The 17254-nt window shown below is 47.7% G+C and carries 15 protein-coding genes; 6 read left to right on the forward strand and 9 right to left on the reverse strand.

All coding sequences use genetic code 11. The features are described from left to right. Window positions 1-93 precede the first annotated feature (93 nt). Window positions 94-714 (forward strand): cobalt transporter, encoded by a 621-nt coding sequence (locus OU814_RS15360; RefSeq protein WP_268184104.1) that lies wholly within the window; start codon window positions 94-96, stop codon window positions 712-714. Window positions 715-717: 3 nt separating this feature from the next. Continuing rightward, entirely contained in the window at window positions 718-3879 is a 3162-nt protein-coding gene (locus tag OU814_RS15365; protein WP_268184105.1) for an efflux RND transporter permease subunit, read from the forward strand. Between the two features lie 184 nt (window positions 3880-4063). Here OU814_RS15365 and OU814_RS15370 read toward each other — a convergent pair whose 3' ends face one another. After that, complete coding sequence (locus OU814_RS15370) at window positions 4064-4405, reverse strand: hypothetical protein (protein ID WP_017287589.1); 342 nt, start codon at window positions 4403-4405, stop codon at window positions 4064-4066. 112 nt (window positions 4406-4517) lie between these two features. Here OU814_RS15370 and OU814_RS15375 point away from each other — a divergent pair, with 112 nt between their 5' ends. After that, window positions 4518-5753, forward strand: coding sequence for an FGGY-family carbohydrate kinase (locus tag OU814_RS15375; RefSeq protein WP_268184107.1), 1236 nt, complete (start codon window positions 4518-4520; stop codon window positions 5751-5753). Window positions 5754-5862: 109 nt separating this feature from the next. On the opposite strand, the gene cysW is transcribed toward OU814_RS15375, so the two are convergent. The 3 genes from cysW to OU814_RS15390 are packed head-to-tail and all read right to left on the reverse strand — an operon-like array spanning window position 5863 to window position 8635. After that, window positions 5863-6708 carry a sulfate ABC transporter permease subunit CysW gene (gene cysW / locus OU814_RS15380; RefSeq protein WP_017287591.1) on the reverse strand — a complete coding sequence of 282 codons (846 nt, stop codon included), beginning with the start codon at window positions 6706-6708 and terminating at the stop codon, window positions 5863-5865. Between the two features lie 12 nt (window positions 6709-6720). After that, complete coding sequence (gene cysT / locus OU814_RS15385) at window positions 6721-7602, reverse strand: sulfate ABC transporter permease subunit CysT (RefSeq protein ID WP_017287592.1); 882 nt, start codon at window positions 7600-7602, stop codon at window positions 6721-6723. 10 nt (window positions 7603-7612) lie between these two features. Next, entirely contained in the window at window positions 7613-8635 is a 1023-nt protein-coding gene (locus tag OU814_RS15390; protein WP_190652173.1) for a sulfate ABC transporter substrate-binding protein, read from the reverse strand. 185 nt (window positions 8636-8820) lie between these two features. Here OU814_RS15390 and OU814_RS15395 point away from each other — a divergent pair, with 185 nt between their 5' ends. Beyond that, window positions 8821-9327: a hypothetical protein gene (locus OU814_RS15395; protein WP_017287594.1), complete on the forward strand. Its 507-nt coding sequence runs from the start codon at window positions 8821-8823 to the stop codon at window positions 9325-9327. Window positions 9328-9374: 47 nt separating this feature from the next. Here the strand turns inward: OU814_RS15395 and OU814_RS15400 are convergent, their stop codons facing one another. The 3 genes from OU814_RS15400 to OU814_RS15410 form a co-directional block, all read right to left on the reverse strand. Then, the gene (locus OU814_RS15400) at window positions 9375-10130 is read right to left on the reverse strand and encodes a ZIP family metal transporter (RefSeq protein ID WP_268184110.1); all 756 of its coding nucleotides are present in this window, start codon (window positions 10128-10130) and stop codon (window positions 9375-9377) included. Window positions 10131-10320: 190 nt separating this feature from the next. Then, window positions 10321-11265 carry a zinc-binding dehydrogenase gene (locus OU814_RS15405; protein ID WP_268184111.1) on the reverse strand — a complete coding sequence of 315 codons (945 nt, stop codon included), beginning with the start codon at window positions 11263-11265 and terminating at the stop codon, window positions 10321-10323. A gap of 29 nt (window positions 11266-11294) precedes the next feature. Further along, window positions 11295-12965 (reverse strand): serine/threonine protein kinase, encoded by a 1671-nt coding sequence (locus tag OU814_RS15410; RefSeq protein ID WP_268184112.1) that lies wholly within the window; start codon window positions 12963-12965, stop codon window positions 11295-11297. Between the two features lie 139 nt (window positions 12966-13104). Here OU814_RS15410 and tatC point away from each other — a divergent pair, with 139 nt between their 5' ends. Then, window positions 13105-13917, forward strand: a complete 813-nt coding sequence (tatC, locus tag OU814_RS15415; protein WP_268184114.1) for a twin-arginine translocase subunit TatC — start codon at window positions 13105-13107, stop codon at window positions 13915-13917. 60 nt (window positions 13918-13977) lie between these two features. Here tatC and OU814_RS15420 read toward each other — a convergent pair whose 3' ends face one another. Together OU814_RS15420 and OU814_RS15425 are read right to left on the reverse strand one after the other, a co-directional pair. Further along, window positions 13978-15861 carry an ABC transporter ATP-binding protein gene (locus OU814_RS15420; protein ID WP_268184115.1) on the reverse strand — a complete coding sequence of 628 codons (1884 nt, stop codon included), beginning with the start codon at window positions 15859-15861 and terminating at the stop codon, window positions 13978-13980. Between the two features lie 78 nt (window positions 15862-15939). Then, complete coding sequence (locus OU814_RS15425; RefSeq protein ID WP_017287600.1) at window positions 15940-16896, reverse strand: asparaginase; 957 nt, start codon at window positions 16894-16896, stop codon at window positions 15940-15942. Between the two features lie 188 nt (window positions 16897-17084). Between OU814_RS15425 and OU814_RS15430 the strand changes: the two genes are divergently transcribed. After that, window positions 17085-17225: a high light inducible protein gene (locus OU814_RS15430; RefSeq protein WP_017287601.1), complete on the forward strand. Its 141-nt coding sequence runs from the start codon at window positions 17085-17087 to the stop codon at window positions 17223-17225. Window positions 17226-17254: the final 29 nt, after the last annotated feature.

A 17254-nucleotide genomic window follows, 5' to 3' on the forward strand; every position in this document is an offset into this window, starting at 1 on the left:
TACCGAAACGTTCTTTATTTCACCCGAATTTCATCTCGCTGCTGGCAGACTGATGGAGATTTTATTCGGCTCAAGTTAGCGTGAGGACTTCCCATGAAACCCTTTCGATTCATCAGTTCGATTCTTACTATCAGTTTGACGCTCAGCGCGCCTACGATCGTGTTTGCTCATGCGGGGCACGGCGACGAATTCCAAGCACAAGGCGGGATTCAGCGGGTGAAGGTGAATGCTGAAACGGATTCGCTCTTGGGGATTTCAGTGGCTCCGATCACGCAAAAAAGTGCGACTGGGGTGATGATTCCTGCGACTGCTTTAGTGGATGCAGATGGGAAAAAGCTGGCTTTTGTGCAGTACGAAAATTTTTATGAGCCTGTTCCTGTCAAGACGGGCGCAACCAAGGGCGATCAGATTGAAGTGACAGAAGGCTTATCTGTTGGCGAAAAGTTGGTAACACAAGGTAGCTTATCGCTGTTTGCAGAATCGCGCAAAACGCAATCGACTGCGGCTTCTCCCAGTCCTTCCGCATCCCCGATCGCACCCAAATCCGAGCAAGCACAGTCTCAAGGAACAGCACAAAGTCCCGATCAGCCGAGCGGAATGCCGATCAAAACAGCCGCCGCGATCGGGGGTGGGGTGGTCTTACTCGGTGGAGTCGGTGCATTTCTAGTAACCCGCAAGAAAAAGAGCGTTTTCTCGGACAAGGGAGATCTGTAATGTATGCTGAATTCTCTACTTGACCAGATTTTAAAAGGCTCGATCGTTCAGCGCTGGCTGATTGTGATTGGCTCGATTCTGGTGACACTCTGGGGGATTTTTAGTGTCACACAGATGCCGCTCGATGTCTTTCCCGAATTTGCACCGCCGCAAGTTGATATTCACACCGAAGCATCTGGACTTGCTCCAGAAGAAATCGAATCACAAATTACTGTCCCGATCGAGAGTGCGGTAAATGGACTTCCCGGTGTGACCACGGTGCGATCGTCCTCGAAAGTGGGACTCTCAATGGTACAGATCGTCTTCGATCAAAACGCGGACATCTATAAAGCCCGCCAAGCGGTGACAGAAAGCTTGCAGCAAGTGACGAACCAACTTCCTGAAGGTATTCATCCTCCGGAGATTTCGCCATTAGCTTCACCACTCGGCACGATTTTACAATATGCCTTCACGGTGAACGGACAGGGTAAGACGACACTGATGGATTTGCGACGGTTGGTCGATACGACACTTAGTAGCCAAATCCTTTCCGTTCCAGGGGTCACTCAGGTGACGCTGTATGGTGGAGACGAGCGCCAAGAGCAGGTCTTGGTTGATCCAGACAAGCTACGATCGCGCAAAATCTCCTTGTCTGAAGTGACCGCAGCGGCTCAAGGCGCAAACTCTAATGCTCCAGGAGGCTTCCTGACTGGCGGTGGTCAAGAGCTACTCGTGCGCGGAATCGGACAAGTGAAATCGATCGAGGACTTACAGCAGTCTGTGGTGAAAGTTCAAGACGGTAAACCTGTCCTGCTCAAAGATGTGGCAGAAGTCAAAACGGGTGCGGCTCCCAAACGTGGGGATGCCAGCTTTAGGGGGCAGCCCGCGATCGTCTTGATGGTCAACAAACAACCGGATATCGACACGCCAACGGTGACGCAATCGGTTGAAACGATGATGAAATCGTTGCAAGCCACCTTACCCGCCGATGTGCAAGTCGCGCAAACGTTTCGGCAAGCGAACTTTATTGATGTGGCGATCAGGAATGTCGGGGGTTCACTGCTCGAAGGCATTGTCATTGTTTCGGTGATTATGCTGCTGTTCTTAATGAACTGGAGAACAGCATTGATCACCTTAACCGCAATTCCGTTATCGTTGCTGATCGGATTGCTATTGATGAAGTGGATGGGTCTAGGCATCAATACGATGACGATCGGAGGCTTAGTGGTTGCACTCGGAGGCTTTGTGGATGATTCGATCGTCTATATGGAGAATTGCTATCGCGGACTGAGAAATAATCAAGCTGAAGGTCATCCAAAACATCCGTTTAAGGTTGTGCTGGATTCATTTGTCGAAGTGCGATTAGCCGTAATTTTCTCGACGGTGATTATCATTGTGGTATTTGCTCCGATTTTTAGCTTGACTGGCGTAGAAGGGCGGATTTTTGCTCCAATGGGATTGGCTTATTTGTTGTCGATCGTAGCTTCGTTGATCGTCGCAATGACTCTAACGCCAGCACTCTGCGCGATTTTGTTAGCCAACCAAACCTTGCCACAAGAAAACACCTTTGTTTCTCGCCTCGCACAGCGGCTTTACCGCCCACTCCTGAATATCTCTTTGCGATCGCCGCAGGTGATTTTAGGAGTCGCTCTTGCTTCACTGATTGCTGCGGTTGCGATCGTGCCTTCTTTGGGTCGAGTCTTTCTACCAGAGTTCCAAGAAAAATCAATGGTGAACTCGATGGTGCTCTTTCCCGGTGTTTCTCTCGACATGACCAATCGAGCAGGCATCGCGCTGAATAACTCGCTCAAAGATAATCCGCTGTTTGAGTGGGTGCAGGTGCGATCTGGACGTGCTCCGGGAGATGCAGATGGCGCAGGGGTAAACATTGCTCACGTCGATGTTGAACTCAGCGATCGCGCAATGCAAAACCGAGAAGCGAGCATCAAACAACTGCGCGAAGCTTTCACGAAGTTACCTGGAGTGGCTTCTAACATTGGTGGGTTTATTTCTCACCGGATGGATGAAGTGCTCTCTGGAGTAAGAAGTGCGATCGCGGTGAAAATCTTCGGCCCTGATCTCGCTGAACTGAGAAAGATCGGGGAACAAGTTCGCGATGTGATTCAGCCGATTCAGGGTGTTGTAGACTTGCAGCTTGAACCTCAGTTGCCAATTCGACAAGTACAAATTCAATACGATCGGGCTGCCGCTGCGACTTATGGCTTGAGTATGGAGCAGATCTCGAACACTGTTGAAACGGCGCTCAATGGTCGTGTGGTTTCTCAAGTCGCAGAAAATCAACAGTTAATTGATATTGCAGTTTCGCTGACAGAACCCGCCCGTAACAACCTAGACGCGATTCGGGCGATTCCGATCGTTGCTCCAACTGGACAAACGATTTCGCTTGGTACTGTCGCCAAAGTAGACTACGGCATGGGCGCGAATATTGTGAATCGGGAAGATGTTTCTCGCTTGATTGTGGTTTCTGCGAACGTTGCAGAACGCGATCTCGGGAGCGTGGTCGGTGACATTCAATCGCAGATTCAGCAAAAGGTGAAACTGCCGCATGGCTACTTTATCCAGTACGGCGGACAGTTCGAGTCTGAGCAGCGGGCAACTAATAATCTACTGGTGTTTAGTATTTTGGCAGCCGTTATGATTGCGGTGCTGATGTTCTTCTCAGTTCGATCGCTGCCTGCTACGATCGCTATCATGATCAACCTTCCCTTAGCACTTGTGGGTGGTATTGTCTCAATTCTGTTAAGTGGGGGTGTGATGTCTGTTGCTTCTTTAGTAGGCTTCATCACATTGTTTGGGGTTGCAGTTCGCAATGGGTTGTTGCTGGTTGATAACTACAACAACAAATTTGCGCAAGGAATGCCGCTGAAAGATGTTATCGTCAAAGGCTCGCTTGAGCGGATTGATGCCATTTTGATGACGGCTTTAACTTCGGCGTTAGGAACCTTGCCGCTGGTACTCTCGAGCGGAGCCGGAAACGAAATCCTGCAACCGTTAGCTATTGTGGTGTTAGGGGGCTTGTTTACGTCTACGGCGCTAACACTACTCGTCATTCCTGCCATCTATGCGAAGTTTGGCAAGCGATTGATTCCGAGACAGCGGGATTCTACTGTTGACGAAAGCTTTTCACGCAGTTCAACTCAGCCTTCCGCAGACTCCGTGCTGTAATTCTGTTAATCCCAAAAGTAGAGGCGCGATTGTTTCTGGATTAAAGAAGCGATTGCGCCTCTGCATCTAGCATGAATCAGCGATTGCTATCAGCAAGTGGTTTTTGTCTGAATATTCTGAAGCGTTTAATGGACTTTTCTAGCAGATTAAAGTAACACGCTCCTGTTTCGAAATTGCTACTCTATTAATTTTCAAATAGCAATTCAAATTCGGTTTTGAGCGCATCAATATCTGCGACACGGCTGACTAAAAGACTGTCTTTTCCTGCATCTTGAAGTCGATCCTTCCAGTGAGAAATCGCATCTGAATTTTTCACCCAAAAGCTCACAACAGTATCAACCACTTCATCTAGATTCCACGGATGGTGAGGGCTGACCGTTTCCACGGAATAAATCAGTGCATCTAAAGTACACTCAAAGCTCGATAAGTATTCAACTCCTGTTTCTAAATCTTTTTGAAGAAGGTCTTGTTGTTGATTGAAGAAAGACAAAATTGGAGAGACTCCAACAATGTTAAACGTATACATCTATACTTTTTCTCCTCAAAATTGCGAACAATCTTTTTATGAGAATAGTTTAAGTAGTTCTAAATAGATTTGAATAGATTTGTATCACAAATTTAATGTTGATTCGTCACCCATGCATCTATCTCTAGGTATTGATTTCGGCACTTCTGGCGCACGCGCGATCGCGATTCGCCCCGATGGCAAAATCGAGGCTCAAGCCGCAGTCTCTTATACTTCTAATCTTGCCCAGACTTGGAGTGAAACACTGTGGCAATTGCTACGAAATCTACCCGAAGCGGTGAGAAATCATCTCGATCGCATCGCAATTAATGGGACATCTTCAACCGTACTACTGTGCGATCGTTCAGGTTGCCCGATTACCGAACCTCTGCTGTACAACGATGCACGTGGAGTGAGTGTTTTAGAGAGAATTCGAGCGATCGCACCTGCTGATCATCCGGTTGTGAGTTCAACGTCTACACTGGCTAAATTGCTGTGGTGGCAAGAGAACTGCGAGGATTTTTCCCAAGCGAGATATCTATTGCATCAAGCTGACTGGTTAGCATTTCAACTGCACGGTCAATGTGGAATTAGTGACTATCACAATAGTTTGAAGCTTGGATATGATGTCGAGCAATTCAACTATCCAAGCTGGCTCCCACTGCAAGAACTCTTGCCAATTGTCCAAGAGCCAGGAAGCGCGATCGCACCGATTCAATCCTCGATCGCTCGAGCATTTAACATTCCTGCTGACTGTCGAATTCATGTAGGTACAACCGATAGCATTGCAGCTTTTATTGCTAGTCGAGCGAGTACCTCTGGAGAAGCTGTGACTTCACTCGGATCAACGCTTGTTCTGAAACTCCTCAGTGATACTCGGATTGATGATGCTCGTTACGGAATCTATAGTCATCGATTTGGCAAGCGCTGGCTCGTCGGTGGCGCTTCAAATACGGGTGGAGCAGTGTTAAAGCAGTTCTTCACGACGGAAGAATTGATTGAATTGAGCGATCGTATTTCTGCTAGTCAAGAAAGTCCGTTAGATTACTATCCGTTGTTAAAACCGGGAGATCGATTTCCAATCAATGATCCTGAATTAATGCCGAGATTAGAGCCGCAGCCGCTCGATCGTGTTGAGTTTCTACATGGCTTACTCGAAAGTATGGCAAGGATTGAAGCTCAGGGATATCGATTACTTGAATCGTTGGGTGCAACGCCGTTAAAGCAGGTTTTCAGCGCGGGAGGCGGAGCAAAGAATTCGGCTTGGACAACGATTCGACACAGACAGCTTGGTGTGTCTGTGCGCGAGGCAGTCCAGACAGAAGCGGCATATGGGACGGCTTATCTTGCCTTGGAGGGGATTTGTTAGGAGGTAAATGTGTTGATTGTGGAGGAGTGGGGAGCCGTAATTATAGATTGCACATCTTTCCCCTATCTCCCTATCAGATTGATGACGAGCAAAATCAATCTATCATCGCTTATTCTTCCTCTGAAATTCGCGACTTCCGTTGCATAATTTCTTTCACGATGAGCGTGACGACTGCAAGCAACGCGAGCAACACTGCTGCTGAATAAGCTGACTCGGTTGCATACTGCTTATACTCTTCCTCGATAAACAGCGGTAAGCTTTGCGTCTTACCTGCCAAATTTCCTGACACAACTGACACAGCCCCGAACTCACCCATCGCTCTGGCATTCGTCAAAATGACCCCATAAAGCAAGCCCCAACGAATACTCGGTAACGTGACTCGCCAAAACGTTTGCCAGTGACTAGCACCTAAAGTACTTGCTGCTTCTTCCTGCTCTGGGCCAATCTCATCTAAGACTGGAATCACTTCTCGTGCTACAAACGGCAAGCTCACAAACATCGTTGCCAGTACCATGCCCGGAAACGCAAAAATAATTTTAATATCAGCAGCATTCAGCATTGGTCCAAACCAGCCATTCCGTCCATACAGCAAGACCAACATCAAACCTGCAACTACAGGCGAAATTGCAAACGGCAGGTCAATAATGCTCAACAATAAAGCACGACCTCGAAACTGCTTTCGTGCGAGTGCCCAAGCTGTACACAATCCAAAAATGATGTTCAGCGGTACAGAAATAGCGGCTAATGCGATCGTCAATCTCACGGCTGCCATAAAGTTCGGCTGTCGTAAATTCGCGAGAAATGGAGCAACCCCATTCTTAAAAGCCTGATAGAAAACATTGATCGCGGGAATGTAAATGATCAGCGCGAGAAATGCGATCGCGATCGTAATTAAAACGGCTGGAACCCATGCGACTTTCTTCCTTGAACGAGTTGAACTCACGATCGTACTCATCTCATGCACTCCTTAATGTCCTACTCGTTTACTCGAAGAACCCGAATCGTAACGTCTACCCCACGCTTGCAGTAGATTGAGTCCCAACAGCATCAACAGCGAAATTGCGAGTAGCACAATTCCGATCACAGTTGCACCCGCATAGTCATACTGTTCCAACCGTTGAAAAATCAACACAGGTGCAATCAAATCCCTAAATGGCGTATTCGAGGCAACAATCACCGTCGAACCATATTCACCCACTGCACGCGAGAATCCCAAAGCAACCCCGGTTAAGATTGCAGGTAACAGAGGCGGCAAAATCACATGCCGAAACGTCTCCCATTCAGAAGCACCCAAACTCCAAGCAGCTTCCTCAGTTTCTTTTTCCATCTCAGCGAGGACTGGTTGCACGGTGCGAATCACAAATGGCAGGGAAATAAACACCATCGCAATCCCAACACCCAATCGAGTGAACGCAATCTTAATGCCAAAAGGAGCCAACAGCGAGCCAATCCATCCTTCCTCGCTATACACTGTTGCCAACGTTAAACCTGCAACGGCTGTTGGCAAAGCAAACGGCAAATCGACTGAAGCATCGATGAACTTTTTGAAAGGAAAATCGTATCGGACTAAAACCCAAGCAATCAATGTGCCAAACACGCCATTAATTAAAGCTGCGATTAAAGCAGTCGTAAACGTGATGTCATACGTTGACAAAGCGATCGGGCTAGTAGCAATACTCCAAAACTTCTCTACTCCGACGGTTGATGCTTTCAAGAACATTGCAACTGTTGGAATGATTAGCATCACAGTGAGATAGCCAATCATGATCCGCCATGTCCAAGGAGCCTGAACAATCGATCGGAATGCGACCTTCCAAAATGGGACTTTCTCAGAGCTAGAAGTAACCATCAATTTCCTCTTATGACTGTTTTGATGCAGTGATCGTTTGATCAAAAATGCCGCCGTCTTCAAAGAATTTTTTCTGAACTTTGCCCCAGCCGCCAAAGTCCTGAATCGTTGCTAAATCCTTGACAGGCTGGAATTGTCCAGCATCTTTGCTAAAGGGACGAAATCCTAATTTGACAAACTCTGCTTGCGCTGCGGGCGTAAATAAGAACTTTGCATACGCTTCCGCGGCGTCGCGAGTTTTATTGCGATCGACATTCTTATCGACCACTGCTAGAGGTGTATCGATCGAAATATTCACGTCTGGAACAATGTATTCGAGTGGAATTCCTTTCTGCTGCGCGAGGATTACCTCATTTTCATAGTTGATCAGCGCATCTCCCTGTCCCTGTTTTGCGAAAGCATCGGTTGCTTCCCGCGCATCTCGAGCGAGGACTGCAACATTCTTAAACTCCTTCGCAACTAAGATTTTCGCTTTCGCTTCATCATTGTTACTGCGTTTCAAGGCATCATTCCACAGCGCCATAAAATTCCAACGTGCGCCTCCTGATGTTTTGGGATCAGGCGTTACCCACTTCACATCATCGCGTGTCAGATCTTGAAAGGACTGAATATTTTTAGGATTTCCAGGTCGCACCACGATCGCGACAACCGTTCTAGCAACAATGCCTTGATTTGGAACTCTCGCTGCCCAGTCTTGACGAATCAATCCCTCTTTGACAATTCTCTCCGTGTCGGCTGCCACTGCTAAATGTGTAATATCAGCATCGAGTCCATCAATCACAGCCCGAGTTTGAGAGCCTGATGCGCCATAGCTATAGCTGAAGATCACATCTTGACCCTTTTCTTTTTTCCACTGTTCGATGAATCTTGGAATAATGGCATCATGCGCCGCTTTGGGAACTGCATAGCCAACCAGTGTCAGTGCCACATTCGAGCCAGCATTGCCACCACTACAGGCAGCAACCGTCATACTCAATGTCACGCCTAGCAAAAATAGGGCGATTGATTTGATTCCAAGTCGTCGAAACTGCATCGTGCTCTCCCTGCCTTTTACGGTTGATCACAGGTGTTACCGTAATTAGGCGATCCCTATCCTATCGGGGAATGAGCGCGATCGCAATAGAATTCCTCATTTTCTGACCGGAATATGCGGGATTAGATATAAATCGAGTTTGAACTGTTATCTTGGCGGAAGATGATGTCTTTTCAGGAACAAGTATGCTCAAGCTCAACTTCCGATGGCTAGCGGCTCTTTTTGTGAGTTGTGTCTTATTTATCAGTTGCGCGGCAAATTCTCAGAATATCGCAGAGCCTCCAATCCAAACTCAACGAGAACTTGCAAAAGCAGTGCTGGCTGAAGCTGGAATTGATCAAAGATATGATCTATATCTCGGCAACAGTATTGATATGGCAATGTTTTCACCAGAGCCCAGAAACTTAAAACTGATGGCATGGCTCAAATCACTCGTCGCCAAAGAAGCAGGATGGAAATTTGCTGAAACAACCTACGTGACTCAGTTAGAAGCAAATTTTTCAGCACCGGAACTCAAGGAACTCTTAGCTCTAGCAAAGCAGCCATTGATGAAAAAACTGCTCCAGGCTGATTTAGATGCCTATGTTGCAGCAGGTGGAGAACGGCGCAAGCGATTCTTTCAAGTTTGGGATGACTACAATTACGGGAAGTTCGATATCCCTGCTGAAGTTCGCAACGATCACTCAAACTAGCGCAACTCACAGTTATGACTTGCAAGTCAACCCTATTGCCTACAGCATTAACCTCCAAGCTTACTCAGAACGAATGCAGCGAGAAATCCGCACACTGTAATTAGTCCTGCGAAATCATGTGTGTATTCAAACGCCTCAGGAATCATCGTATCTGCAATCATGGCGAGAATGGCTCCTGCTGCAATCGCATCCGTCGCTGCGATAATCTCCGTGGAAACGTGGCTAAACACAACATAGCCAAATAATGCAGCAATGCCTGATGAGATCGCAATCAAGCTCCAAATTCCGAAAATATATTTGAGCGATCGACCCGCTTGCTTCATGCCCGCAGCGCTGGACAATCCTTCAGGAACATTCGATAAAAACACGGCTGCTACCGTCACCCAACTCACCACACCCCCACCGAGCATACTCACACCAATCACGATCGATTCAGGAATACCGTCGAGTAGCGCGCCGACTGCGATCGCGGCTCCGCTGCCCGAATTATCCGCTTCACTCGGTTGCTTTTGCCCAGACCGCTTGCGATGTTTTGCACCTTGAGTCGAGAGAAACCAATTGGCTAAGGTGTAAACGCTAGCTCCGCTGATAAAGCCGATCGCAGTTGAATCAAATCCACCGCGCTGAAAGGCTTCGTCCATCAATTCAAAAGACAACGCTGAAATTAGTACTCCAGCACCAAACGCCATAATTGCAGCGATGAGGCGTTGGGGTAATCGGGCAAAATAGCCTACTGCCGCTCCTAAAACAAGCGCTGAACCGCCAAGTAAGCCCCATAAGCCTGCAATGAACCAAGAAGGCATGGTTCTCTCACTTAGAATTGATTGTTTTCTAATAAGCGTGCTAGAAAAGCACTACTGATTGCGCCATAACCCACGATTAATAAGAGTCCAGTTAACATAAGGTTCGCTCCTAATGCTTAGAATAGCTACACTTTAGAGCGACGAATTAACATTGACTTCCTCACTGGGATATTATCCGATCGAGAGAGTTCTATGTCCGAAGCTGAAGAACAGCCTTACCTAGAAATCGCCGATCAGTTAGTTGCTGCGCGACTTGAGCAACCTCTTGCCATGAAGCTTCTAAATCGATGTGAGGCTTCAGTAAGCCTTGTTCCACGAGTTTGACTAGGCGCGTCAGTCCAGCAGCAGCAGTTTGCTTGGTCAGTTCATGAAACAGAATAAACCCATACAGACTCAAGCCACCTTTGCCATAGAATTTGGAGACGTTGAAAGTTACTTCTGAACCTGCTGTCGCTCCGAAGGTTACGCAGGTTCCATCGAGTGCAAGGTTTTCTAGCACGCCAGGTAACACATCTCCGCCCACAGAATCGAGTGCAAGATCATAAGGCGCAAACTGATCAAATCGATTGCCGACAATCACTTGATGCGCTTTGGCGGTTTTGACAAATTCTACTAACTCAGAGCGACGCACTTGAGCCGTGACGATCGCGCCTGCTGCTGCCGCGAGTTGACAGGCAAAATACCCCACCCCGCCCGATGCACCCGTAACAAGAACAGAACGATCGAGTAAATTTCCACCCTTCTCCAACGCTAACAATGCGGTCAATCCGGCTACAGGGAGTGTCGCAGCAGTTTTAAAATCAACCGAATCTGGTAAAGCCGCGATCGCATCGGTTGAAACGGCAACTTCTTCTGCCCAAGCTCCCCCGCTCAAAAATCCTACAACCCGCGTTCCAACCGGAAATCCAGATCCATCAGCGGCAGCGACTGAAATCGTTCCGGCAAAGTCCCAACCGGGTCGCCAACCCGCTTCAGCACTCAGCGATCGTCGAACTTCACCGCGATTCAGCGAAATGGCAGCAACTTCAACAATTGCTTGATTCGGCAAGGCTGAAGGGGGATCAACTAATGCGATCGCTAAGCGTCCAGGTACATCTGGGTCAACAACAACGGCTCGAATCATATCTGTACCCATGCACTTTTTCGACGATCAGTTTATCAGATTCACATCCCCACAAAATCCTCCCGCACCCAACCTCTTGCCTTAGAAGCTGGAAATTCAACGAAATACCAGGTTCTATTATCCTCGCCCAGCGTTTGCTCCAAGACAACGACTCGATCCCCAACTAATCCATAGCTTGGCGCACTCGCAGTAGTCGAAGGTGCAGAACGGATATTCACACGGCTTCCAATCGTTTCGCCCAGCAATCGTCCCTCATGAGGAAATTGAGAAATTTCAGATGGATCATTGATGGAATCGGTTTGTTCTGCTTGAATCCAGCCCTCCGCACCTGAGGGAAACTTCACATAGTACCAAAGCTCTTGAGTATCATTTTCTGTCAGTCGGGTAGCAATCACTTGATCACCTGTCAGACCGTAATGGGGGGAATTCGATCGCGTAGAAGGCTGAGCATAAACTTTTACCTGTCCTCCAGCAATTCCTTTAAGAACAAGCGGCACAGAAATCACTTCCCCGGGTGGATTATTGTCCGTTGGAGAGGGTTTAGGATTGCTAGAAGTAATAGGACTCGGCTCAGGAGAAGCAGTGCGAACCCGAGGACTTTCAACCGGCGATGGGGATGGGCTTGCTTCCGTGAAAGGCTTCCCGGTTGGGTTAGGACTCGCAATCGTAGATCGAACAATGGGCGGCAGAGTGAGAACATGAGGATCACGACTAAGGAAAAAGCTCACTGTTCCAACGGCTGCAAGTAATCCACCGCCAACAATTCCAGCCGTGATCAGTTTTGAGCGATCAGGTTGAGTCGATGAAGCAGACACCACACTCGATGAATTCGAGGCGAGCATGACAGTGCCGACCTCAGTGCTAGCTTGATGAATCTGAGTCGAAGGGACGGTAGACGTTGGAGATTCTAGGACGGCTCGAAGTTGAGTCGCACTCGCATATCGATCGCGTGGATGCGAGTGCACCATTTTGGTTAGAATCGCCGCAAATTCAGGGCTTAACTGAGGTGCGTTCTGCTGCCATAAAATATCTCCAGTTTGCGGATCGGTTTCTAACAGTTGAGGCGATCGACCTGTGAGCAGATAGATTGCAGTCAATCCTAAACTGTAAAGATCACTTGAGGGAATGGGTCTACCTGCGGCTTGTTCAGAGGGCATATAGCCTGGTGTGCCAATCACGATCGAACTGGTAGGATTTCCTCTCGAATTAAACACCGTTCCCATTGTTTCGCGAACCGCTCCATAGTCGATCAGCACTGGCTCCTGATTAGAATTTCGCAGGATGATATTTTCAGGTTTGATATCGCGGTGAATCATGCCCTGAGCGTGGATAAATTCCAGTACAGGTAAAAGATCGAGCAAGATCTTACGGACAGAATTTTCGGTGAACAGTGCTTTGCGATCGACGAGTTGTTCTAACGTTTCGCCTTCAATCCATTCTTGTACGAGATAAAACTGCCCCGCATCATTGAAATAGGCGTAGAGTCTAGGAATTTGGAGATGATTTTCGCCTAGTTTTTCTAAAATCGCAGCTTCTCGCTGAAATCGGTCTTGAATCACTTGATAAACGCCTGCTTCAGTCGTGACAGGCTTGAGTTGTTTAATCACACAAATCCGTCTAGAGGGCATTTGGGTGTCTTCTGCTAAGAAGGTCTGACCAAATCCTCCTTCGCCTAACGTTCGTAAGATCTGATATCGATTCGCAAGCAGCATTGTCAAGTTTTTAAGGGAGTTGAAGAACCTAGACCCTGATGTGGAGACATTTTCCCAACTATATCAACAGAAGCCAGTTTGTCTCTATGCCTCTCCTCGATACAATGAGTACAACCCATCGGACAGAAAGATAGAATCCATGACTGCTCCCTCGGAACTCGAAACGACTCAATCCACCGATATCACTTCAGATACGGCGAAGGATCTCGCGCCTGCTGATCCACCGACCCTAGCAGATGATGGAGACATTCTCGATGATGTTGAGATGTCGCTGTTTGATCATTTAGAAGAATTGCGGCAGCGAATTTTTTATTCGTTAATCGCGATCGTCGTTTGCATTATTGGGTGTTTTGTCTATGTCAGACCGCTGGTGCAATTCTTGGAAGTGCCAGCCGTTGGGGTGAAATTCCTCCAGCTTGCGCCAGGAGAATATTTCTTTGTTTCGATGAAGGTGGCAGGATATAGCGGTCTGGTGCTGGCTGCGCCGATGATTTTGTATCAGATTGTCGCGTTTGTGCTGCCGGGGCTGACACGCCGAGAGAAACGGTTTTTAGCGCCCGTGATCTTTGGGTCAAGTATTTTATTTCTGGCAGGATTGGCATTTGCTTATGCGTTGCTGATTCCGGCAGCGTTGAATTTCTTTATCTCTTACGGTGCGGAAGTTGTTGAGCAGGCTTGGTCAATCGATCGCTATTTTGAGTTTGTGTTGCTCTTGATGTTTAGTACTGGATTGGCGTTTCAAATTCCAGTTGTGCAGGCATTGTTGGGATTTTTGGGAATTGTTTCTTCTCAAACGATGCTGTCAGGATGGAAATATGTGCTGTTAGGTTCAGCGATTTTGGGTGCAGTGATTACGCCTTCAACTGATCCATTGACGCAGAGTTTATTAGGTGGAGCGGTTTTAGGTTTGTATTTTGGTGGGATTGGCTTGGTGAAACTGTTAGGCAAGTAATTGCATTCAACACAAAAGCGGCAAATGATTCAGTTTGCCGCTTTCGTCTTAAATTGAGGATTATGCCGATCGAGATTGCTGACGCTGTTGAATGCGATCGATTGAACCGACTGGAATTGCAGAAATTAATTGCCGTGTGTAAGGGGTTTGCGGTTTGGAGTAGATCGTATCGGCTGTGCCAATTTCTTCAATCTTGCCGCGATTCATCACGATAATGCGATCGCTCATGAACTTAACCACACTCAAGTCATGTGAAATGAAAATGTAAGTCAAGCCGAATTCTGCCTGCAATTCCTTTAATAGGTTGAGCACTTGTGCCTGCACAGAAACATCGAGAGCAGAGACAGACTCATCGCAAATAATGAATTTAGGATTTAGGGCAAGCGATCGCGCAATACAAATCCGCTGCCGTTGACCGCCTGAGAATTCATGCGGATAGCGGCGCATCCATTTCGGGTCAAGTCCGACTCGCTGCAAGAGATATTCGGCTCGCTCTCGATACTGCTTGCGATTGCCTCGACCATAAATCACCAAAGGCTCCATCACCGCATCCCCAATATTCATCCGCGGATCGAGGGAGCTAAATGGATTTTGGAAAATAATTTGGGCTTCTCGACGCAGTTGACGCAATTGGGATTTTGACAACTTGAGAATGTCTTGATCCTCAAAAAAGATCTTGCCTTGCTTCGGCTCGATCAATCTCAGCAGCGTTCGTGCCAAGGTGGACTTGCCACAACCCGATTCACCTACTAATCCTAGGGTTTCCCCAGGATAGACATCGAATGAAACATCATTCACTGCCATGAGATATCGCTTGGTTTGCCCAAACACGCCACGAACTGGAAAGGCGACTTGCAAATTTTGCACGGAAACGAGCGGAGCATGTTTCTGGAGGTCTTGCAGTCTTTGAGCAAGTTCCGTTTCGCTGACTTCTTGAGCTTCCGCTAGAACTGCCTGAACATCCTGTTTTTTTGCCTGGATCAATTTTTCACCCGTTGGCAACATGGAGACTTCCATGAAATCTGAAACTGTGGGCAAGAATCTCAACCGTCGATGAGGCTGTGGGCGGCAAGTCAACAATCCGCGTGTGTAAGGATGTTTGGGATTGGAGAAAATTTCTAGAACCGAACCATACTCAACGATTTTGCCTTCGTACATCACCGCTACGTCATCCGCGATTTCTGCAATCAAGCCTAAATCATGCGTGATGAACATCATTGCCATTCCCCGACGATCGCGCAATTCTCGCAGCAGATCCAAAATCGTGGCCTGCACCGTTACATCCAATGCAGTCGTCGGTTCATCTGCAATCAGCAGGGTTGGGTTACACGCGATCGCCATTGCAATCATGATCCGCTGCAACTGTCCGCCGGAAAGTTCGTGCGGATAGCGATCGAGCATCGAGGTTTTTTGGCGATTCAATTCGGCATCGATTTCGGATTCAGCGATCGATTGCTCTTCTAAAATGCGCCGCTTCATTTCGTCGTCGGGCGGCAAGACGCGGACTTCTTGCAGCAGTGCAGCCGCACGACGACGGGCTTCGGATTGAGAAATATCTTCATGCTGCCGAATAGCTTCGACGAGCTGAAAACCGCATGTGTAAACCGGATTCAGCGAAGTCATCGGTTCTTGGAAGATCATCGAGATCTGCTCACCCCGATACTTCTGGATTTGTTTTTCGGGAACCGTGAGTAAATCAATTGGCTCTTGGGCATCTCTCGCCTGAAACCAAATTTCGCCGCTTGTAATCCGTCCAGGGGGATTGGGAATTAATTGCATCACTGCAAGAGAAGTCACCGATTTCCCTGAGCCTGATTCGCCGACAATTCCTAAAGTGCGTCCACGTCTGACCTGAAATGAAATACTATCAACAGCTTTGATGATTCTTTCATCGGTTTTGAATTGAACCTGCAAGTTGCGGACATTCAGGATAGTGTCGCTCATGAGAATCGGTGCACTCTAGAGAAGATTAATGATGTGATTTTAACAACGCGATCGTCATTTGGAAGGTTCCAAGTGCAACTAAAGCATGGAAAGTTCGCCCGCGACATCGAGTCGCTTATATTGTCCGATCGTGATGTACTTCTCCGAGAGATTTTCCGCAATGGCAGGGGTAATCCACCCCATTTGGCGCAAAACGTGAATGGCGATCGCGTATTTGGCACGTTTCGCACCGTCCATCACTTTAATCGCCAGTCCCATGCCTTCCCCGACTCGCCCAATACATTGAATGCCTTCTGCACCTGATTTGCTGACGAGTTCGCCTTCGCTGAGTCGCATTAATTCGGTGTCAAACTCGCCTTCTCCCGCCACCAAGGTTGGGTGATGGGTCATGGCTCTGACAATGCGTTCCATGTCGAGATTTCCGCCAGAAGCAAGCTGACCATAGAGCCAAGCCAGTTGGCGAAGCTGCATAAAATAAGTCGGTGCGCCACAGTCGTCACGGGCAGGAATGAATTCTTCGGCAGGATTTTTGAGAAATTCTGCGAGCTTACTCAGAATCAGTTGCTGCACCGGATGATGGTAGTTCAGATAGTCAGTAAACGGAAAGCCTAGTTGTTGAGAGACTGCCAACATTCCCGCATGTTTGCCTGAGCAGTTGTATTCTAGGGGGCTTTTCTTGCCAGCAGGAATAGGACATTGCAGGGCGCTCGGATCGATATCAGCACGCCAGAGAATGTTAAAAGCTTGGCGAACTTGTTCGATCGAGCCTTTGTGCGAGCTACAAATAATGGCTAAATCGCGATCGGTCAAGTTAAACCGCTCCAATGTGCCAGATGCAGTCACAGCAATGGCTTGAAACGGTTTGAGTGCGGATCGAGCAAATGTGGCGGTTTCAGGATTGCCCGCGCATAGGAGCAATCGACCGCGATCGTCACAAATGACCGCTTGAGCATGATGTACGGATTCGGTGATCCCTTCGCGCAGTAACCGGACTTCGAGTTCTGCGGTAGTTTGAATTTTTCTTCCCCTTGTCATACGTAGAAATCTAGCATATGGACTCAAATCCGATTCATGAATGTTAGGAATTGCAATGCACTCAACAACCAGATTTCTCTATACCCCCTATCTACCCGCCTCAATGATCTAGTTTGATCGATTGTCAAGAAGTTTAAGAAATGTTACGTTATGGAGAGTAATCTATCTTGAGAAAGAGGTCACGAAAGATGGAGAAGAAAAGCACTTTTGGATTTACCGATTTTGCTGAGAACTGGAATGGTCGCTTGGCGATGTTAGGTCTTGCGATCGGACTTGCAACTGAGTTGATGACTGGAAAAGGGATTTTGGCTCAGTTGGGTTTGATGTAATTTTTCACGGCTAGTTTTTATCGTTACTG

Origin of the sequence: Leptolyngbya sp. GGD (assembly GCF_026735145.1) — a bacterium.
GTDB lineage: Bacteria > Cyanobacteriota > Cyanobacteriia > Leptolyngbyales > Leptolyngbyaceae > Leptolyngbya > Leptolyngbya boryana.